The sequence below is a fragment of the Mucilaginibacter metallidurans genome, assembly GCF_003286435.2.
In the GTDB taxonomy this organism is placed as follows: domain Bacteria; phylum Bacteroidota; class Bacteroidia; order Sphingobacteriales; family Sphingobacteriaceae; genus Mucilaginibacter; species Mucilaginibacter gossypii.
Window position 1 is genome coordinate 4,280,556 of the sequence record NZ_CP043449.1, and the last position, 20,527, is coordinate 4,301,082.

A 20,527-nucleotide genomic window follows, 5' to 3' on the forward strand; every position below is an offset into this window, starting at 1 on the left:
GCTATTGCAGGTTAGCCTGGGTTATATAATAATAGGTTTTGCCGTTTGACGTAAAGTGTTGGTTGGTAATAGCAGCCTGTTTAATAACATCACTGCTATGGATCAAATAGTGGATATATGCCTCAAACTGCGCCTGCGGCATATCATCGTTGTGTTTAAGATCATTCACCTTTTTATTATAGAAATCTTTTTTGCCGGGTAAGGGCAAACTGGTAACCCGCAGAAAATAATCGGCCAGGGTCATGTCTTTAATATCACCGCCAGATAAGTTAAGTCCTAAATGCTTGGCAGCGATATCAACGTAGTTATCAACCAATTTTGAGCGGTAATCGGACGCGTCCCGCTGCAGGTTTTCGCCTATCATGAGCGACAGCAGATCTGTCAGCTGCTTATAATCCTGCTCGTTCAATATCAGCAGGTATTGCAGCTGCCCCTTGCTTTCATTTACCAGGTTCCTGGGTGCTTCGGCGCTGAGGTAATATTTGAAAGCGTTATGCGGCATATTGTTTCCCAAATCGGTTGATGGCTGCCCCTGCTGCTGCATAACCAGCGGCTGTACATAACGGTTTTCGCGCCCGGTAAGCCTGAATGCGCTGTCGAGCGTATGGATCTGGTTACGGATATCATAATCTGTTTCGCGCATCAGGCGTTCAACTGCCAAACTCATGGCCTGGTTTGATTTTACTACTCTCTTGGGCGGAAATACCACAGCGCCCTGGATCAGGCTCTTTTTGGGATAATCGAGGTAAAAGGAAACCGAATCAGACAGTGATGTATTGAATTGCTGCACGTTGGTAAGGCCTTCTCCATTCACCATGCGCTGTTTTTTATAATCGGCCAGCTTTACCGCAGATTGTGATACAATTTGTCTTGCCTGGATTACAAAATCATTGTAGATAGGGTTGTAATCGCTAAATACCTGGATAGCTAACAAGCGGGCGTTGGCGGCCGCTATCTGACTGGCCACCGTATTAACCCCTACCGAATTACGATCTAAAGCACCGGTGGCACCAATTAGGATGACCAGGTTGGTTTCGTCGGGATGATTGCCAAAAAGGCTTAAGCCCGTGCGGATACCGTCAAAAACAGGTTGGGAACTTATCACCGGGGCACAGTTACCTGTTACTGTTGACTGTGATTCGAGGTATTTTACCAGGTTACGATAATCGGCGTTAAGCGGGGTTGACTGGATGCCCCCGGTTTGACAGCCGGACGCGTTACGGTAAACTACAGCCCCATATCTAACCTGGTTACCCCTGGCATGCGCATCAAAAATATCTTCAAATGATTGAATAGTGCTGGTAATACCCGAAAAATAATTGCGCATAGGGCTGCCGCCATCAACCACAAACACAATGTTAACGTGGTGAACATTGCTGCGGATCTTGAGATAATCCTTATATGCTAAATGCCCGCCTTTGATATTAAGCACACTGTTATGGCTTTTATCATAAACATCGGTTGCGAAGCCGAGGCTAAGATTACCCGAAGCAGATGAGCTTACAGGCATGCTCAATAACAAGGGAGCATTATCGACCAGTAAGGGGTCAAAAGCAAAATAGCCCGTGCCTCCCTTACTATTATTGGTTTTCAGGGAACTGTTGATATACCTTGCAATAGAATCATTGATCAATGGCTGGTTTTCCCTTGCCGACCCGACATATAGCCTATCGCCCCAGCTATGAACGGCGTCGGCGGCTATCCAGCCATAAACACTGCCAGCTGCATTATCGGCAATTAACTGCGGATCGGATCCAACCAATACTTTTTTCCCGTCGTCAGATTTTTTGTATACATAAACCACGTTGTGCAGTGCCACTTTGGTTTTTTTCTGGCTTTGATCGGGCCCGGCAAAAATGTAAGCGGAATCAGTTTTGTCATAATAATAATCGGGCATAGTGAGCGGACCGGCACCACTTATAATGGTGATATATTTTTCGGGATAACCATTTGTGCTGGTAAAAGCCGACTGCCAGGGCAACACCTTTGAAATGCTGATCCATCCGTAACTTTGCGAGCCTTTTTTATTGGTAAGCTTTTTACCTTGTACCATGCCGGCCTGGTACTTAATTAGTTTTATAAACCCGTTTTTTTGTTCACTTACATAAAAAGGCTCCATGAAACTTATTTTTTTCATTACCAGCGTTCCGCCCGGCGAGGTATATGTATAATTTTCGGCCCTGTCCGAAAATACGATCCATGGCAGGGAAGTGCGGTCGTCGGTATTGTAAATGCTGGTACGCTCATCAGGTTTTTCAAAAGCTTTGGGTAGCGTTACCACCGTTTTGCCAAGCGATACCGGCGATTGCGCCCGGGCCGCAATTACTATACAGGTTAAAAAAAAGAAGCTTAATATATTTTTCATGTTGGTTGATGCAAATAGGTTTTAAAATGGATTATCTGGGCCTCTTTTCGGGAGCGGCAGTGGTTGCATGCTGCCTTACCGAAAGCATACTTGAGCAGTTTGATTTTGGCTTTAGGGTAACCTGTGCTTCGTCGACACTGATGCCACCTCCAAAAGTTAGCCGCATACAGTAGGAGTAAAAATCAGTCCGTTTGCTTTCGCCGTTATCTTCAAGATTTACGGTAACTTTCTCATCTCCGCAGAAATATCTCCTAACGAGGTAATAATAATGGCGGTTAAAATCACGGCCGTTGGCTATGGCCTGCAGGTGTGCCCTAATATCATCGATTACACGGCGCTCGCTTTCACCAGGGTTTACGATCTGGTTGGCAAATGTTGAATCGGGATTGGTAATACGCATGCGGTGATAGACCGGGCGCCTGCTTTTATCCGTGCTCAGTTTGATAAAATAGGTACCGGGATTGTGAAAGGTGTAGAGTGCAGTTGGTCCTTTAACATCCACCCGGCCGGTTTCTCCAAACGACCATTCAAAAATCCGGGCATTACCCTGCGCCTCAAGCCTTACCTGTTCATTTACAATCCCCTGTGTGGGGCCGTTAATTGTAATCAGGGTATCGGCGGCTATGGTTGGGGTACTATCTTTTACGCTAACCGGGAATTGCTGCGTCAAATTGCCGTCAACGGTAAGCCGTATAATATAGTCGCCTGTTTTTTTAAAGCGGTAGCTCCCGTTTTGTTGAATTGATTTATCGCCATTGCCAAACTCCCAAAGCCAGTTTTTTGCATTGGCCGTATTATCCGAGTAAACCAGGTGCTCGTTCAGGGCTATCTCATCCTTCAGGATACGGGCGTTGATCACTCTCTTTTCAAACAATGAACTCCGCAGCAGGAAAATGATACCCGCAATAACAACTACACCAGTAAAAATGTATAAAAAGGTGTAGGTGTTCCGGTTAGTATCGACGGGCCTCCCGTCGTTGTAATCGTTTTTCATTTTGCTTAGGTTATATATGGTAGATGTATGATGATGCTTACCGGGCCATGCTCATGTTTTGCTGCAATTGCCGCTGTGCAATGTGGCAGTCATCAACCGATCCTTTTATGTTCCTGATATCGTTATAATTGCCCGTTAGTTCGCGCTTATCATAAAAAAGTGCCTGCAACAGTTTTGAAGCGTGGATAAAGCATTTATACCGCGCATCATATGGGCGGCGGTTGTAATATGATTTTACAGCACCTATTGAACCGCTGATGTCATTTTCCAAAAAAACGGCCTGCACGTTGGGGTTAAACTTTACTATTTTATGATACGTGGTATCAACGGTTGGTAACGCTTCGGTAACAAGGCTTTCAAACTGCTCTTCTTCGTTTACTTTTTTAGCAAACTCGCTTTTTGATACTAACCCTTCGTTGCCATAATTATAAAATATAGCCACGCACAATATCACCGACGTCACTAAAAACATCCCCATGAAAAACAAGAATTTTTCTCTCCGTTCTTTTAAACTAAATTTTAACATATGGCTTATTAATGCGGATAGTGATGGTTTAACTGATTAATAGCCGATTTATTTACCCGGCTGCACGACTCTAACTGTGAGCGAAGGCTTTCAATCTGGAAACGTGTGGTAAAAAGCGAATCTTTGATGCTGGCAATGGTTTCAATATCGTTGCTGAGCTTTTTATACAACTCAAAACTTTTAAGCGGGTAAGGGTTACTTTGCAGCCGCTCCCGGATATGCTGATTGCTCTCCTGGATATCATTAAGCAGTACCGTTTGGTTATTAAGCTCCTGCGAGTTCATTTTTGCATACTGCGATAGTTGCTGCATGCGCAGCAGGATCAATTCAAAGCTGTTATTGATATCAGTACGGAGCGCTATCAGCTGATCTGTCTTTTTAACGCGGGCATTTAATAATTCAAGCTCACGGCCCGAGGTTGCAAAAAAGAAGTAAACGATAATGATGGCAAAACCCAGTAATGTAATAAGGTACATCATGAATTTGCGATAAGCCCGGTTTAGGTCGCTATTGTTTACAGGTTTCATCTAATATTATAGTATCGGTTCGGTTTATTTACAGCTAAAAAAGCTCCATTTATAATATTTAACTCATATCTATTAATTAACCAATAGTGTAATAATTATCAAAAAATCAATGCTTTATCAACTATTTGTAACCAATAAAACATATCTACAACTATTTTTGAAAATAAATGTTTATAAAAAGTTAAAATTTAACATAAGCGAAATCCAATAATATCATTTATGCTAAACCCGCTTTATTCAAAACCGATCCGCTTTAGCCATATCAATAATGGCCAGGACCTTGATAAACAAGACCTTGGCGCGTCTATATCGCAATACATCGAACTCATTATTTTTACCCGTTTTGGTGAACACCGCTACAACCCCAAATTTGGCTGCGAGATCTGGGATATGGATTTTGAACTTATTATGAGTGAGACTATTTGGGAAGAAAAGCTGAGGCAATCGTTGTTGCGTTCTATCAGCAAATTTGAAAACAGGATCTATGATATTGATATCGGCGTGAACATTACCGAGATCAACAAATTTTACCCCTTGCGCAATGTGAGCGAAATAAAAAAGAAAGTAGATATTACTATTAAAGGCAAACTGAACAAGACCGGCGAAACATATTTGTTCAAAACTGCTTTATTCCTAAGCCCGCTATCAGCATAAACCTATGAGCACTATATTTTATAACTCAAAAGAAGAGATCAGGAACCGCATGCTGAAGAACGCTACCGAGTTTTGGGGCGTTCAAAACGTAAATGATGTTGATCCGCTGGTAAAGCTTTTGATTGAAGCCCTGAGCACCGAGTTGTTCAACTTAAACAACGATGTTAAAAACCTGGAACATCGCATCCTGAACAAAATATCCAGGATCCTGGCTTCCGACTATTTAACGGCTCCCCTGCCCGCCCATGCCATATTAAAAGGTAAACCCATCGAGGCTTCAGAAATATTGAACATCGGCAACCATTTTTATTTCCGGAAACAGTTGGCAGCGGAGGTTGGTAAAACCAGCCCGGAACAACTAGACATTTATTTTACACCTGCAGGTGCCAACACTGTATTTAATGCCGAAATAAAATACAGCTTCAACGCGGGCAGACTGCAGGAGCATGTTGAAAATGGGCAGAAGAATGCATTGCTAAACGTTCGCACCGGTGCTTTTGGCGAACCTAACACCCTTTGGATAGGCATTGAAACAGCAGCATCATTGAATACTTTTAAAAACGCGGGAATCTATTTCGACTGGCCTGTTTACATCAGCAATACCGATTTTTACAGCCTGCTGCAGGTAACCAAATTTTACCTCGATGGTTCACAGCTTGATACTGAACCTGGCCTCATTTACGTTGATGAACAAGCCGACGATCAGAAACCTGTTTTTTATGATCAGCATATCATTAACCTTATAACCCGCGACGTCAGGACCTATTACAACAATCATTTTATTTCGCTAACCGATGAGCGGCTAAGCAATATTACCGCCTTCAAAGCAAACTATCCGGTTGAGTTACAGTCGTTTTTTAACGAGCAGGATTTGAAAACACTTAAGCCCTGCCTGTGGTTCAAGATCGTATTCCCGGCAGCAATCCCGGCAAATGCCATTGATGAACTACAGTTACATTTAAACTGTTTCCCGGTAATGAGCAGGCGGCTTCACCAACAAAAATTCAGGATCAAGGAGATCAGCGATATCATCCCTATAAAACCAGGCGCTTATGATCACTTTTTATCAATCCATGAGCTGCATGACGACAATGACGTTCGGTATAACGAGATCCCGTATAGCCAGGCCGGTATTAATTATGAGGGCAGTTACTCTATCAGGAACGGCGGCGCCGAGCGTTTTGACGCACGTAACGCCCGACAAACCATCGAATATTTGTTTGAGTTGCTTCGCGACGAAAAAGCGGCCTTTGCCGCATACGGAAGCGACTTTTTAACAACGGCCCTAAAAACACTGGAGCAGAATATCTCCGTTATCGAAAAAAAGTCCAAAAGTTCAAAAGATAATCATGAACTGGTAAATTACCTGGTACTAAAACCGGCAAACAAAGCGGCCATGTTATACCTCAGTTTTTGGACAACACTTGCCGATAATGCCAATAACATCCGCAAAGGCTCAAAGCTGCAACAGGCGGAAACCATTAAACTTAAGCCGGATAGTTTAAGGCTCCTTACCACGACCACCGGCGGCCGGAACAGCCTTGGGGCTTCCGAGCGGATCCAGGCTTATAAATATGGCCTCACCACTAAAGACCGCATAGTTACCCTTGCCGATCTAACAAGTTTCTGCAGATATGAGCTTGGAGCAAAAATGAAAAACATCCGCGTAAGCAAAGGGGTAAGTATCTCAGCCAATCCCAGAGAAGGTTTTATTAAAACAACCGATATTTATATAACCCCGGCCGATCATGAACTTTCGGCACCGGAATGGGCCACGCTGCTTGAGCTGCTAAAATCGAAGCTGCAAAGCCGGAGCGTAATGGATGTTAATTATAGGGTGTTTACGGAATAAGGTATACATATCGATACCGTCATCGCCCTTGTGTTCTTTTGTTATTAAGCGACGGGCCCTGCAAATCGGGCAGAATCACGGGCTGCATTATTTTGGCCCGCTTGCCCACCCTGCTCTATCGCAACATTGTAAATAACCAATAAAGCGGGATAATTTTAAAATATCCCGCTTTTTGCGTTTTATAGAAAATCTTACAACGCTTTCTCTTTCGGCACAAAATCATTCATCACCGCCTCGCGGATTAATGCCGGCGGCAGGATCCCTTGCGACAGGATGAAATCATGGAAATGCAAAGCGTTGAATTTGTTGCCTAACGCAGCCTCGGTATCTTTGCGCAGGGCAATCATTTTGGTAAAACCATAAAAATAGCTATTGGCCTGGCCGGGAGCGTTAATGGTATAACGCTCAACTTCCTGGCGGGCAAATGCACGCGATTGTACTACATCGTTCATCAATACATCAAGCGCCTGTTGCTGGGTTATCTTACCAGCCTGCAATTCAGGATCAAGGAACGCGCGCGCGGCCCTGAGTAAGCGATAATCTAACGATACCAACTGTCCTTCTAAAGGCATATAGGGGCGGGTAATGTATTCGGAATATAAGCCCCAGCCTTCCACATTAGTTGAGTTAAAAGCGTACAGGGCGCGTGCCTGTGATACCCCTTCTTCCACCATTTTATCAAACTGTAATTCGTGGCCCGGCCTTGCTTCGTGGGCAATGATGGTCCACGAGGCGGCATCAAAAGTAAAGTCATCGTACTTGTCTGTAGCTTTTTCGCCGGGTGATGCGGGCATGTTTAATGGCAGTACAAAAACACCGCGCTGGCCGGTATTGTTCAGGAACGGAGGTGGCACCATATGCGGGGCGGGGCTCTGCGCGGTTTCGGCAGCGGTTGCTAAACGGATAATAGCCGGGCGGTTAGGCAGCGTTACCAGTTGATGATCGCGAATGATGCCTTCAATATCTTTTAAATGCTGCTCGTACAGCGGAATAATAGAATCTCCGTGGATTTGCTCTTTTTTAAGTTCACGAATTACAGCCCGATAATCACTTGATGGCAGGTTCCTTTTTTTTGCTATCTGCCCGGCAATAGGCTTCATCTCGTCCTGGATCTGGTTGAACAGGGCATGTGCCATTTCAGCTACTTTCGCAGGGGGAATATCTATACCATAAGCTTCGAGGTTCATAGCATACTCTTCGGGTGGGAGCCTGAAATCTGTACGGGCTTTTACCAGTACATTTGCTTTTACCCATTTGTCATAATTTTCCAGTTGTTTTTTCAGGGTTGCATAAGGTTGTTCCCATCCGGTCACCTTGTATTTGGTACAAAGCTCGGCGATGCCGATTACGATACTCGCATTGCGTGACAGATCGGTTTCCATGCGTTGTTTTGACGGATAGATCATGTTTTTACCGCCCATCTGGTGCTGCAGGCGTTCCCTGTAAATGGTTGTCAATGGTTTATAGCCTTTTTCCAGTCCTGCATATTTACGGATACGCATTACCGCTGCCTCGCGACGGGCTTCGGGGGTTTGATCGTCAAGCAGTGTTTCCAGTCCGCTGTAAATGGTTGAGGACGCATTTAAAAAAGGGACCTGGCGGCTCAACTCAAAGTCCTGCTGGCGAAAACCCAGTTTGAGGTGGGTTATAATGATATTAATATCCTGTTGAATAAAAGTATTTTTTTCAGTCTTAAGGGCTTCGGTAAGTTTAGCGACAACGGCCTCTTCATCCTTGCGTTCGGCCATGATGTTTTGGAGGGTTGGTACAGCGATGTCGCTGTCATATTCTGCAAGGCCTTGCGATGATCCGTATTCGGGCGAGTATTTTTTATCCAGATCGATGATGATTTTGGTATACTCATTTGATTTGGCTACCCAGGCTTTTGTTTCGGCCGATTGCTGCGCCCGGGCATTGATGCCGATGCCTGTCAATAGCACTAACAAACCGGTGCTTTTAAGTAGATTTTTGTTCATGGTCAATTTAAATTATGAATGGCAAGTTACTTAATTTGACCGTTGATATTTTTGATTACGTTGATTTTGACCACTGATTTATTTGATTACGCTGATTTCGCTGATAATAGCACATTTTGACTTTCTCGGCATTGTTGGCGACAACATCAACAAAGGCACAACAATGAGCGTTAATGAAACAGCCTGGCTTTCCGTAACAGAAAGCCAGGCTGAACAGATCAACGCAATCAGCGTAATCAAAATAAATCAACGGTTAAAAGCGGTACCCTAAAGTAAGGAATGCATTGTTGTTTGTTTTTTTCAAATCGGCAAAAGGACTGGTTGCACCTACCTCATAAGGGAAAATGGTTTGTTTACCGGTTACCCTCGCGTAAGTAGCGTCAACAAAATAAGCACCAAAGTGGAAGCCTATGCCGCCGCTAACTGTTTTAATATCGCTGCCAAGGTCTTTCATCGGGTTGCCCTGCTGGCTGTAACCGCCGCGCAGATAAACGAGGCTGTTCACGTTTACTTCGGCGCCCACATGAAGGTTTACTGTTGAGCGGTAAAGTGATTTGATATCGCTGTTGTCACCATCGGCAGTATAACTGTCATTACTGCTTAAATGAGTAGTGGTATAATCAATATATTCAACATCGCCGCTTATGAAACCATATTTGCCTATGAAAACAGACGCGCCACCTGCCAATTTTAACGGCGTACGCAGATTGTAGCTTAGCTGATATGGCTCGGATACGTTTTGATAACTCTTGCCACCAGTGTATTGTGTGGCAAGCCCTTCGGCATATGAATCATCAATATTATAAAACGTAGGAGAGGTAAACACAAAGCCCAGGCGTAAGGCCTGTATAGGTTTATAAATAATACCCAATTTGGCGTTGAAGCCCGAGCCTTTGGTGCTTTGGTCCTGCGCAAAAGTGGATGAAAAGTCGGTAGGGTTGCCGCCGTTGGTTATAATGGCATTGCCATTTTCGGTAAACCTGGCATGCGAATTATACCTGATATCAGTAATAGCCAGTCCCAAACCTATATAAAGCTTATTACTGTAATTGGCGCCAAATGAAAGGTTAAACTCCGACTGGCCACCGGTACGGGTAATCCCTGCCAACTGCCTTACCGGAACGTTCACTGTGCTTGAATACGAATTTGGGTCAGTTGCAGGGCCAAAATTATCGATCAGGACATGATCATATGCCCATCCATCAAGGCCATTGGGGTTAACACTGCCATATTGAGATACTTCGCGCTTGGCGATGCCGGCATAGTAATCAGAAATAGAACTGGTTTGGTTTGTACCGCCGTAAGCAACATTTTCATAAAAGTTATTGGTACGGCTGTAGCCCGCGCCATAGTTAATACTCAACCATCCTTTGCTTTTGTCGCGCCCACGGGTGGTTAGCTGCTGATAAAATACGATGGCAGCGTTGCTCATGTTCACATCGTTCCGGTTCGCGCTTCCTGCCTGCCCAAAAAAGCTGGAGCTTATTTTGGAGTTATCATACTCAGGGGTAATACTAACCTCCGAGTGTGTAAAAAAGCCTAAGCCGGCGGGATTGCCGCTAACTGAGCTCAAATCGCCGCCTACAGCTGTGCCGGCGTTGCCAATAGCTTTGATACGTGAGGTTGACCCGGTTTGAAAGGTTGAAAACCTGATGGCATCCTGTGAGTATTGCGCAAAACTATCTTTAGTAATTGCTACTATAGCAATTATGCTTAGTAAATACTTGATTTTCATAAAATTCAGGTAAATAAAATATAAGATTTAGGTTTATGGTCTTGATGGTCTGCCGCCACCGCCGCCACTGCTGCTGCCTGTGCTGCGTGAACTGCCGCCGCTTGAGCTTGGTGATGGCGTATAGGATGGTTGCTGTGATGTACGTTCAACCTGTGGCTGTCTGTAAACCGGCTGTGCATCACGGGTAGGCGCCGCGTCCGTACGGGCCGGGCGTGCATAGCGGGTGCCGTTGTTATTATTATAACTGTTATTTCCGCTATTGCTGCTGCTGTTACTGTAAGTGTTCGTTCTGCTGCCCAATGGTCTGTTACGGCCTCCGGGAATGTAGCCTATACCGGAAGCGGCACTGCTAACAGGGCGGCGCCCGCTGCCTGCAAAAGGATTGCCATTACCACGATAAGGACGTGCTGTACCTGACGAGGCATAGCCTCCACCATAGTAACCGCCATATCCGCCGTATCCGTAACCGCCGCCGTAATAACCGCCGTATCCATAGCCGCCATAACCCCAGCCGCCATATCCATAGCCTAATCCCCAACCACCATATCCCCAGCCAAGGCCGTATGCGTATCCTGGCCCCCAGCCGCCGTAGCCTCCATAACCGAGGCCACCGTAATAGCCGCCTAAGCCGCCATATCCATAACCAAGGCCGTAATTGTAATAAGGATAGCTATTATATGCTGAATAAAAATCATCGTAATAACCAAATGGGGAAAAATAACTGAAACGGTTTATACGTGCCGAATAATCATCGTAGTAAAAGTAATCATCGTCGTCATCACTATACCCATCCTCTGCAACCGGGGTTTGGTTGTAAGCCGGCTGTTGTGCATAAACAGGTTCATCGCCCGCTCGTGCATCAGAAAAATAAACGTTGTCATTACTTTGGTTTGATGCAAGCTTGGTTGTAGAGCAGGAACTCAATGCCATGGCACCGATAATAAACATTCCTATCGCGATGTTCCGTTTCATATACAGGTAAGTAAAAAGTGCAAGGTCAAATAAGTTTTAAATTTATAAATTTGGCAGCAATATACAACAATTACACAAGTCCAAATTCTATCCAATCAATATGAGCAAAGGTGTTATTAGTAAAGACGAAGATTATTCGCAATGGTTTAACGACTTAGTAATTAAATCTGACATGGCCGAGTATTCGCCGGTTAGAGGCTGTATGATCATTAAACCGTACGGTTATTCGATATGGGAAAAGATCCAGGCGGTGCTTGACGAGATGTTTAAAGACACCGGCCACAGTAATGCTTACTTCCCGCTTTTAATACCCAAGTCGTTCTTTAGTAAAGAAGCCAGCCATGTTGACGGTTTTGCCAAAGAATGTGCTGTTGTAACTCATTACCGCCTCAAAAATGATGGCGAAGGAAATATTATTGTTGACGAGGAAGCCAAGCTTGAAGAGGAGCTCATCATCCGTCCGACATCAGAGACTATTATCTGGAACACTTACAAGGGTTGGATCCAATCGTACCGCGACCTGCCTATCCTGGTTAACCAATGGGCCAACGTAATGCGCTGGGAAATGCGCACCCGTTTGTTTTTGCGTACCAGCGAGTTTTTATGGCAGGAAGGCCACACCGCGCATGCAACGGCTGAAGAAGCAGTAGCCGAAACAGAGCAAATGCTGAACGTATACGCCGATTTTGCCGAAAACTGGATGGCATTGCCAGTAGTAAAAGGCCGTAAAACTGCTAATGAGCGTTTTGCCGGTGCTTTGGATACCTATTGTATTGAAGCCTTGATGCAGGACGGTAAAGCTTTACAGGCTGGTACATCGCACTTTTTAGGGCAAAACTTTGCCAAAGCGTTTGATGTAAAGTTCACCAACAAAGAGAATAAAATTGAACACGTTTGGGCCACTTCATGGGGCGTTTCAACCCGTTTAATAGGGGCATTGATCATGGCCCATAGCGATGACGCAGGCCTTGTATTGCCTCCAAAACTTGCACCAATTCAGGTTGTAGTTGTGCCTATCTATAAACACCAGGAAGAGCTTGATAACATCAGCGCTTATGTTAACTCGTTAAAAAAGGAACTTAAGGCTAAAGGTATTTCGGTTAAGTTTGATAACCGCGATACTCATCGCCCGGGAGCTAAATTTGCTGAATACGAACTGAAAGGTGTTCCATTACGCGTAGCCATAGGCAGCCGTGATATGCAGAACGGAACTGTTGAGCTGGCCCGCCGAGATACCAAGACTAAAGAAACCGTTAACCAGGAAGGCCTTGCTCAGGTTATAGAAAACCTGCTTGAAGAGATCCAACAAAATATCTATAAAAAAGCGTTTGATTTCCGTGCCGAAAACACCACCGAGGTGGATACCTGGGACGAGTTTAAACACATGCTTGATGAGCAACCCGGCTTTATCAGTGCACACTGGGACGGCACATCCGAAACCGAACAAAAAATAAAAGAGGAAACTAAGGCGACAATCCGTTGCATACCTTTGGATAATAAACAGGAAGAAGGTAAGTGTATTTTTACCGGTAAGCCGTCAACACAGAGAGTGTTATTCGCGAGGGCGTATTAGTCGCCCCCGGCCCCTAAAGGGGAGTTATTGGCGTAGAACGATATCCGTCCCTAAAAGGATATGTTAAATATTAACAGGTTTCATTGTAGGGGATGAGACGCATTCCAAATTCCCCCTTTAGGGGTTAGGGGCATGAAATTCGCAACTAAAGCAATACACGCAGGGCAGGAGCCCGATCCAACTACCGGCGCTATTATGACGCCGATATATCAAACATCAACCTACTGGCAAAAATCGCCGGGGGATAATAAGGGCTATGAGTACTCGCGTGGTACTAACCCTACCCGTAGGGCTTTGGAAGATTGTTTGGCTGCTTTGGAAAACGCAAAATTTGGCCTGGCGTTTTCGAGCGGTATGGGTGCTACTGATGCGGTGATGAAATTGCTTGCGCCCGGCGATGAGGTTATTACCGGTAACGATCTTTACGGTGGTTCATACCGGATTTTCACCAAGATATTTGCTAACTACGGCATTAAGTTCCATTTTTTAGATCTGTCTGATCCGGAGCTTGTTCGCGCTCATGTGAATGATAAAACCAAGTTGGTTTGGATTGAAACACCAACTAATCCTACGATGCGGATTGTAGATGTGGAAGCCATTGGTAAGATCACGAAAGAAAAGAATTTACTTTTTGTGGTAGATAATACTTTTGCATCGCCATACCTGCAAAATCCAATTGATCTGGGTGCTGATATCGTAATGCACTCTGTAACCAAGTACATAGGTGGTCACAGCGACGTGGTAATGGGCGCATTGATGCTGAACGATGAAGAGCTTTACAAAAAGCTATGGTTCATCTACAATGCCTGCGGTGCTACACCAGGACCTATGGATAGCTTTTTAGTATTGCGTGGTATCAAAACTCTGCACCTACGCATGAAAGCTCATTGCGAAAACGGCAGGCAAATTGCCGAATTTTTGAAAGATCATCCTAAAGTTGAAAAGATCTACTGGCCTGGCTTTACCGATCACCCTAACCATGACATCGCCAAAAAGCAAATGCGTGATTTTGGTGGCATGATCTCCATTGTATTGAAAGACGCCGATCTGAAGGAGACTTTCCGCATTGCATCGTCATTTAAGGTATTCTCGCTGGCCGAGTCATTAGGAGGAGTTGAATCATTGATCAATCACCCGGTAAGCATGACCCACGGTTCAATCCCCAAAGCCGAACGCGAAAAAGCCGGCGTTGTTGATAACCTGTTACGCCTGAGTGTAGGTGTGGAAGATATAGAAGATTTGCTGGAGGATATTAAACAAGCTTTGAGTTAAAAAGGAGCCTTTAATCAAAACTTTCTTATGGAGGATTGGATAAAGGAAGCTATTGCGTTTTGGGATGAATGTGAGGTGAAAATGAACCCACCAGCAACTGCCACGGATTTTGAGAAAGCTGAAACTATTTTAAGTTTTAGCTTTCCCGATGATTTTAAAGCGCTTTATTCTGTTGTAAACGGGTTTGATGATTATGGATGGCAGGAGTATATGTTTTCTTTTTGGTCACTCAATAGGATTATAGAAGAATTTGTCGAAAGCGAGAATAAGAATATTATAGGCTTTTGTGATTTTTTAATAATGAGCCACGTTATTGGCTTTAAGCGAAATGCAGTGGGCATTTTTAATGATTACTCAACCGACTACGAACCTATTGCTCTTACTTTTATGGAAGCAATAGGTATGATAAACAGTGGTTCAGGTGAAATATATTAAATGTGAACATTTCGGCACATGGATATAGGATACAATAAGAACAGTTCGCCCTTTAGGGGGATAGGGGGCGAAGCTCTCAAATCCTTCCTCGACGCGAAAGTTGCCCAATACAATCGCCCTGAATTTATTGAGAATGATCCGGTAACCATCCCGCACATGTTTAGCCAAAAGCAGGATATCGAGATCATGGGTTTTTGGGCTGCCACACTGGCCTGGGGACAACGGCTTACCATTATCAAAAAATGCAAAGAACTTATTACGTTGATGGATGGCGCGCCTTATGATTTCATCATAAATCATGAAGAGCCTGATCTGAAAAAGCTGTTAAAGTTCAAGCACCGCACTTTTAATGATGTGGATACTTTATATTTCATCGCTTTTTTTCGGCAGCATTATGAAAGGTTTGAATCGTTGGAAGATGCGTTTATGCCCCCGCCCCTTGAAGGGGAGGGAAAGTTTCAAGCTATTGAGGCTGCTTTAAATCATTTTCGCTCATACTTTTTTTCTTTGCCCGATTTTCCGCATCGTACTAAAAAACATGTGTCATCACCATCGCAAAAATCAACCTGCAAAAGGCTGAATATGTTTTTACGCTGGATGGTGCGGAAGGACGATAACGGCGTTGATTTTGGCATCTGGAACCGCATTAAACCGACCGACCTGATCTGCCCGCTTGATTTGCATGTTGACAGGGTATCGCGTAAACTCAATCTTATCACCCGAAAACAAACCGACTGGCAAACGGCCGTTGAACTGACCGAAAGACTCCGCGGGTTCGATCCTAACGATCCGGTTAAATATGATTTTGCCTTGTTTGGTTTGGGGATAGAAGAACGCTGGGGCGTACAGTTTTAAAATATTCGCATTCTACTTACCCAAAACTACAATACCTGGTTTAGGGGCATCAACAAGTTCTGTGCGCACCAATGTACCGTTATTGAAATAATAATAATGATATGATAGTGGTTTTGATTGTGCATCTGCAGAAGCTATTCGCCTGTAAACTGCATGTTTTGAGGTTTCTTCAACTAACTCCAGGTTATACTTTTCTGAATTTTTAAATTCGCTTTCACTCATCCCTATGGTATAGTGTTTTACACTACAACCGGAAAGAATCAGTAGAATGGACAGAATAATGAGCGTGTTTTTTAGAGCAGACATGTGACTTAGTTTATTTTTCTTGTGTTGCAGGTATGACTCACGCGAGAAACAAAGGTTTATTCACTATCTGTTGTTTTTTGCCATTACGCCTCTTCCCTAAAATAAACTTTATAATAGTTCATCGCCCGGCCGTCGTCAAAACCTTTCTCAATCAGTTCTTTATCGCCGTGGATATAGATGTGGAAGTTTTTATCAAGCTTTAAAACGCTTTTGTAAACACGGGCCTGCTTCTTTACCGCGTTTTCTGATATAATAAAATTATCGGCAATAGGGCTGTCAAATTCCTGCTCGTACTGGTTTTTGAAAGTTTTGAATGATTCAATGGCCTGTTCGTTACCAATTACTTCGTTCGAAAACTCCTCCATATCAAAGGCTTCCTTCTCCTTAAAGTATTTCATGGATCGGTTCAGCAGGTCGATCTTGTCGGCCTTGCTCATCTCAAATTCTTCATCGATTTTATCGGTGATGAAGTTTTTGTAAATGCCCAGGGTATTGTTGGTTTGATTGAAGCTGTCGTTGCGGATCTTTAATTGCAGGAAATCATCCTTCCAAAATCGCGCCGCTTCCTGTCCGCCGTTGGTTTTATCGACAACAACTACCTTGTAGCCGTTCTCTTTTTCGATATTGAAGATTAGTACACCTTTATCCAGTTTATTAATATTGATGGCATCCTGTTCATAATCAACCTGGAAACCACCCTTGTCGGGATAAACTTTAAGGTAAGTTTCCTTGTTTTCCGACTTGAAGATACCGATGGCATCCAGTGGGTTGCCTTCAATTTGTACTTTATTAAAGTAAACCACATAAAGTTCACCGCCTTTAATGTTAGGGTGATTGGTAACCTTGTACAAATGCTTCGCTATTTTCTCAGATGCCTCATGAAACTTAGTGTTGTTATCAAATACCTGTGTGGCAAAGTGATGGAGTTCGTTTAGTTCCAGGTCGCCACTGCTGTGCATCAGGTGATAAACCTCGTTAGCCTTTTCAAAAGGTTTCAGAAAATACTGCATAAGCAGGTTGGGAATAATCTCATCCTTCAATTCTAACGGCTGTTCGGAAAGGGCATACATCTCTTCCTGCGACTGATTACCAACATGATGTACCGAAATAGTATCGAGCGAAGCTTCAAAAAAAGTTACCATAATTGCCTGCGAAGGTAAAGATTTTAGTTAATGGTTCATGGATCATAGTTCATGGTATGCCCGCGTTTTTCATGTTCAAGTCATATGGAGATGGATTAGAAGGAGCAGGTGAGAAAAATCACCACGAAATAACGACCTTTGCACTTTGGTAAATTAGGCTGGCTTAGGCTATGATCTATGAACCATTAACTATCAACTAAAAAATGACAGATAATACCGATACCATAGTTGCCCTTGCCACACCAAACGGTGTGGGCGCCATTGCTGTGATCCGCCTTTCGGGCCCTGATGCCATAAACATAGCCAACAGTGTATTTAAAGGTAAGGACCTGAGCAAACAGGCATCGCATACTATTCATTTCGGCAGTATTGCCGATGGTGATTTGATTTTGGACGAGGTGCTGGTATCGTTGTTTGTTGGTCCGCGGTCATACACCCGCGAAAATGTAGTTGAGATTTCATGCCATGCTTCGGGTTATATTATTGAAAGTATCATTAAGCTGTTCATCAAAAAAGGAGCACGGTCGGCCAAACCCGGCGAATTTACCCTAAGGGCATTCCTCAATGGTCAGCTCGACCTGAGCCAGGCCGAGGCTGTGGCCGATCTGATCGCCTCCAATTCCAAAGCATCGCAGCAGGTGGCCTTGCAACAACTTCGCGGAGGCTTCAGCACTCAGTTACAGGCCCTACGCGAGCAACTGGTAAACTTTGCTTCGCTCATTGAATTGGAACTCGATTTTGCTGAGGAAGATGTAGAGTTTGCCAACCGAGACCAACTGAAACAGTTGATCCACGAGATTACCAAAATTGTTGGCCGGCTAATTAATTCATTTGAGTTGGGTAATGCCATTAAAAATGGTGTAAACACGGTAATAGCAGGCAGGCCAAATGCCGGTAAATCAACGTTGTTGAACGCGCTGCTCAATGAGGAGCGTGCTATTGTAAGCCACATCCCCGGTACTACAAGAGATACCATAGAAGAAGTGCTGAATATTCAGGGCATTAATTTCAGGCTGATTGATACTGCCGGTATTCGCGAAGCTACCGACGCCATTGAACAGATAGGCGTACAGCGCACCATGGAAAAGATCAGCCAGTCGGCCCTGTTGGTTTATGTTTTTGATGCTGCGGAGATTACTATCGAAGAACTGAACAATGATATCGCCAGCCTGCAAAAACCCGGGGTTACCATGTTAGTGGTAGCCAATAAAGCAGATTTGTTAAATAAGTCAGAAAGCCAGAAAGTCGAAAAGTCCGAAAGAAGCTTCGCTGATTTATTTGCTAATCAGAATTTTGATAAGCGGGATCCATCCACTTCTGCTACCTCCCTCCTCCAGCCTTTCGGACTTCCGGACATAATTTTTATCTCCGCCAAAGAAAAACATCATATTGACGAATTGAAACACAAGATCTACTCGTCTGCCGTAAAAGACCAGCTCAGTGGCGATGAAACGCTGGTAACCAATATCCGCCACCTCGAAGCCTTACAAAAAACTGGAGAGGCGCTTGTAAGGGTATTGGGCGGTATTGATGGCAGTATAACTTCCGATTTTTTGTCGATGGATATTAAACAGGCGCTTCACTATCTCGGTGAGATCACTGGTGTTGTTACTACGGATGATTTACTGGAGAATATATTTAGTAAGTTTTGTATCGGAAAATAAACACGCAAATTGACAAATGCTTACTACTTAAACATTAATTCATAAATAAGGTATTATTCCTCTTACTAATATTGAAGGCGTTCACCTGCTCTTGTACCTTACGCTAACCAACCCTGCCAATAAATTGGTCAAGATCCTAATTTAAGTTTTTGTTTAAGCCTGTACCTGGCCATGCGGATACTTTTTGGCTCAACGCCAAGCGGTTAGTTATTTCCCTGGTATCAAGCCCCATTAAAATATATGAGCAATATTTTAGGCCAGGGCTGGTAAGGCTGTTTTCGGCCTGTTGCTGCAGGGCATTGAAAAAACCGGGACGACTTTGGCTTATGATCTGCTGCTCATCAATACTTTTATCCATCTGCAGATTTTGGTTAATGATGCGGCCTACGCCAGTGAGCGCGGTTATACCGAAATATTCGAACAACTGTTAATGGCGGGTACCGAAAGTCGGTAATAAAACAATACTGGTTTATGATGAGTGCCTGCCGCAATATATGGAACCGGAAGGCATCTATTTTATTGAAACCTTTAACGGCACTTAGTCAAGCAATGTCCAGGTACGTTTAGTTTGTATGGTTTGTATGGCTTGCTGCTCGGCAACTACAATGTTCTCTTTGCGCTGGCCTATGTATTCTAACGTACTGAGCTTATTCCACAGGGCAACAATTACCCGCATAAACTCATCAATCGCTGTCATTGACGAGTTTATTTCATGATGATTATAAATTATTTCGATCAAACGGGCTAACAGCTCTTCAAAATTGCCGGGTGTTACATCTTTCCATTCATAAAAATATTTAAGCAATTCTTCCCGTTCTGCTCCCGGCATGCTTTTAACGGTACTGAAAAAGAGGTGTGCCATTTCTGAAAAGCAGGAAACCAGTTGGATAGGTGGTTGAAGATAGATCAGGTTTCGGTATGAAAAATAAATCCTCGCGATATAATCAAGCATTTTATCGCACAGCAGCTTTACATTTTTACCAATAGTAGATACCGAATCTTTCGACGTGATCTTGTCAATAATACGGAACGAAAGCAGCTGAAGGTTGTTGATCTGTGCCCCAAAATTTTCATAATAGGTCATCAGGCCGGCATGGCTTATCAGCGAGGTACATGGCGGGATATAGCTTACATTGGCCTGAAAGGTGCTCCCGCTTCGTACAAATTTACCAACCTCCATAAACTGCGCTCCCATGCCGTTCAGTTGTGACGCCGGCAAAACAGTGATACTGTAATGTTTGCTGATATCGGGATAGCGGATGGGCTGTTCTTCCGGGTCGGGTGTGCCTGAGGGTACACGTTCAAAGGGGTTTACGGTAAGCAGCACATAATAGGTTTCTGATGCTTCATTGATAGTTTCCTGGCCAAAGTAATGACTAAATGTTAGCGGTTGTTCGGCACGGGTAATATCAATCCTGAAACCGTCGGCGGTGATGGCGTTACACTGGTTTAAAGTTACCTGCACCTGGCCTGATGCCCGTTCGGTGATCTGGATATCCAGCGATGAGCTTTGCCCTTGTGCGGGTGGAAGCAGCCCGAAATTATTATTGTTGAGCGGCAGCGAATTGGCATCGCGTACTATATCATGAATAAAATTATCAGTATTAACAAAATGTGCGCTGGAAATTTTCATTCCATCTATCCAGTTCACAGGTTTATGTTTTAATGGGCTGATCATT

The 20,527-nt window shown here is 44.0% G+C and carries 19 protein-coding genes; 8 read left to right on the forward strand and 11 right to left on the reverse strand.

Annotation, left to right across the window (positions count from 1 at the left end; genetic code table 11):
• Position 1: 1 nt before the first annotated feature.
• The 4 genes from tssR to DIU38_RS18195 are packed head-to-tail and all read right to left on the reverse strand — an operon-like array spanning position 2 to position 4,412.
• A complete protein-coding gene (gene tssR / locus DIU38_RS18180; RefSeq protein WP_112654731.1) occupies positions 2–2,365 on the reverse strand; it encodes a type VI secretion system protein TssR domain-containing protein in 2,364 nt (787 codons plus the stop codon).
• Positions 2,366–2,396: 31 nt separating this feature from the next.
• Positions 2,397–3,359: a PKD domain-containing protein gene (locus DIU38_RS18185; protein WP_112654732.1), complete on the reverse strand. Its 963-nt coding sequence runs from the start codon at positions 3,357–3,359 to the stop codon at positions 2,397–2,399.
• A 37-nt stretch (positions 3,360–3,396) separates the two neighbouring features.
• Positions 3,397–3,885 carry a type VI secretion system transmembrane protein TssO gene (locus DIU38_RS18190; protein WP_146750331.1) on the reverse strand — a complete coding sequence of 163 codons (489 nt, stop codon included), beginning with the start codon at positions 3,883–3,885 and terminating at the stop codon, positions 3,397–3,399.
• 8 nt (positions 3,886–3,893) lie between these two features.
• Complete coding sequence (locus DIU38_RS18195) at positions 3,894–4,412, reverse strand: type VI secretion system TssO (protein WP_091172388.1); 519 nt, start codon at positions 4,410–4,412, stop codon at positions 3,894–3,896.
• A 219-nt stretch (positions 4,413–4,631) separates the two neighbouring features.
• Here DIU38_RS18195 and DIU38_RS18200 point away from each other — a divergent pair, with 219 nt between their 5' ends.
• Both DIU38_RS18200 and DIU38_RS18205 read left to right on the forward strand, forming a co-directional pair.
• Positions 4,632–5,066, forward strand: coding sequence for a GPW/gp25 family protein (locus DIU38_RS18200; RefSeq protein WP_112654734.1), 435 nt, complete (start codon positions 4,632–4,634; stop codon positions 5,064–5,066).
• 4 nt (positions 5,067–5,070) lie between these two features.
• Positions 5,071–6,918: a type VI secretion system baseplate subunit TssF gene (locus DIU38_RS18205; RefSeq protein ID WP_112654735.1), complete on the forward strand. Its 1,848-nt coding sequence runs from the start codon at positions 5,071–5,073 to the stop codon at positions 6,916–6,918.
• A gap of 191 nt (positions 6,919–7,109) precedes the next feature.
• On the opposite strand, the gene DIU38_RS18210 is transcribed toward DIU38_RS18205, so the two are convergent.
• Positions 7,110–8,894 (reverse strand): DUF885 domain-containing protein, encoded by a 1,785-nt coding sequence (locus DIU38_RS18210; RefSeq protein WP_112654736.1) that lies wholly within the window; start codon positions 8,892–8,894, stop codon positions 7,110–7,112.
• Positions 8,895–8,976: 82 nt separating this feature from the next.
• On the opposite strand from DIU38_RS18210, the gene DIU38_RS18215 reads away from it, so the two are divergent.
• Positions 8,977–9,165, forward strand: coding sequence for a hypothetical protein (locus tag DIU38_RS18215; RefSeq protein ID WP_112654737.1), 189 nt, complete (start codon positions 8,977–8,979; stop codon positions 9,163–9,165).
• Here DIU38_RS18215 and DIU38_RS18220 read toward each other — a convergent pair.
• Together DIU38_RS18220 and DIU38_RS33145 are read right to left on the reverse strand one after the other, a co-directional pair.
• The gene (locus DIU38_RS18220; RefSeq protein WP_112654738.1) at positions 9,148–10,629 is read right to left on the reverse strand and encodes an OmpP1/FadL family transporter; all 1,482 of its coding nucleotides are present in this window, start codon (positions 10,627–10,629) and stop codon (positions 9,148–9,150) included. The two genes, DIU38_RS18215 and DIU38_RS18220, sit on opposite strands and share 18 nt — an antisense overlap.
• Positions 10,630–10,662: 33 nt before the next feature.
• The gene (locus tag DIU38_RS33145; protein ID WP_167516047.1) at positions 10,663–11,601 is read right to left on the reverse strand and encodes a hypothetical protein; all 939 of its coding nucleotides are present in this window, start codon (positions 11,599–11,601) and stop codon (positions 10,663–10,665) included.
• A 100-nt stretch (positions 11,602–11,701) separates the two neighbouring features.
• On the opposite strand from DIU38_RS33145, the gene proS reads away from it, so the two are divergent.
• From proS to DIU38_RS18245, 4 genes are all read left to right on the forward strand, one after another.
• Entirely contained in the window at positions 11,702–13,174 is a 1,473-nt protein-coding gene (proS, locus tag DIU38_RS18230) for a proline--tRNA ligase (protein WP_112654740.1), read from the forward strand.
• A gap of 132 nt (positions 13,175–13,306) precedes the next feature.
• Positions 13,307–14,446 (forward strand): cystathionine gamma-synthase, encoded by a 1,140-nt coding sequence (locus tag DIU38_RS18235; RefSeq protein WP_112654741.1) that lies wholly within the window; start codon positions 13,307–13,309, stop codon positions 14,444–14,446.
• 27 nt (positions 14,447–14,473) lie between these two features.
• The gene (locus DIU38_RS18240) at positions 14,474–14,881 is read left to right on the forward strand and encodes an SMI1/KNR4 family protein (RefSeq protein ID WP_112654742.1); all 408 of its coding nucleotides are present in this window, start codon (positions 14,474–14,476) and stop codon (positions 14,879–14,881) included.
• 18 nt (positions 14,882–14,899) lie between these two features.
• Positions 14,900–15,736 carry a TIGR02757 family protein gene (locus DIU38_RS18245; RefSeq protein ID WP_149354122.1) on the forward strand — a complete coding sequence of 279 codons (837 nt, stop codon included), beginning with the start codon at positions 14,900–14,902 and terminating at the stop codon, positions 15,734–15,736.
• 12 nt (positions 15,737–15,748) lie between these two features.
• Here DIU38_RS18245 and DIU38_RS18250 read toward each other — a convergent pair whose 3' ends face one another.
• Together DIU38_RS18250 and DIU38_RS18255 are read right to left on the reverse strand one after the other, a co-directional pair.
• Complete coding sequence (locus DIU38_RS18250; protein WP_146750332.1) at positions 15,749–16,042, reverse strand: hypothetical protein; 294 nt, start codon at positions 16,040–16,042, stop codon at positions 15,749–15,751.
• Between the two features lie 83 nt (positions 16,043–16,125).
• Positions 16,126–17,184, reverse strand: coding sequence for a nucleoid-associated protein (locus tag DIU38_RS18255; protein WP_112654745.1), 1,059 nt, complete (start codon positions 17,182–17,184; stop codon positions 16,126–16,128).
• A gap of 203 nt (positions 17,185–17,387) precedes the next feature.
• Between DIU38_RS18255 and mnmE the strand changes: the two genes are divergently transcribed.
• On the forward strand, positions 17,388–18,848 hold the full coding sequence (gene mnmE, locus DIU38_RS18260; RefSeq protein ID WP_112654746.1) for a tRNA uridine-5-carboxymethylaminomethyl(34) synthesis GTPase MnmE: 1,461 nt from the start codon (positions 17,388–17,390) through the stop codon (positions 18,846–18,848).
• 136 nt (positions 18,849–18,984) lie between these two features.
• Here mnmE and DIU38_RS18265 read toward each other — a convergent pair whose 3' ends face one another.
• Positions 18,985–19,272: a hypothetical protein gene (locus tag DIU38_RS18265; protein WP_112654747.1), complete on the reverse strand. Its 288-nt coding sequence runs from the start codon at positions 19,270–19,272 to the stop codon at positions 18,985–18,987.
• 114 nt (positions 19,273–19,386) lie between these two features.
• On the reverse strand, positions 19,387–20,526 hold the full coding sequence (locus DIU38_RS18270; RefSeq protein ID WP_112654748.1) for a hypothetical protein: 1,140 nt from the start codon (positions 20,524–20,526) through the stop codon (positions 19,387–19,389).
• Position 20,527: the final 1 nt, after the last annotated feature.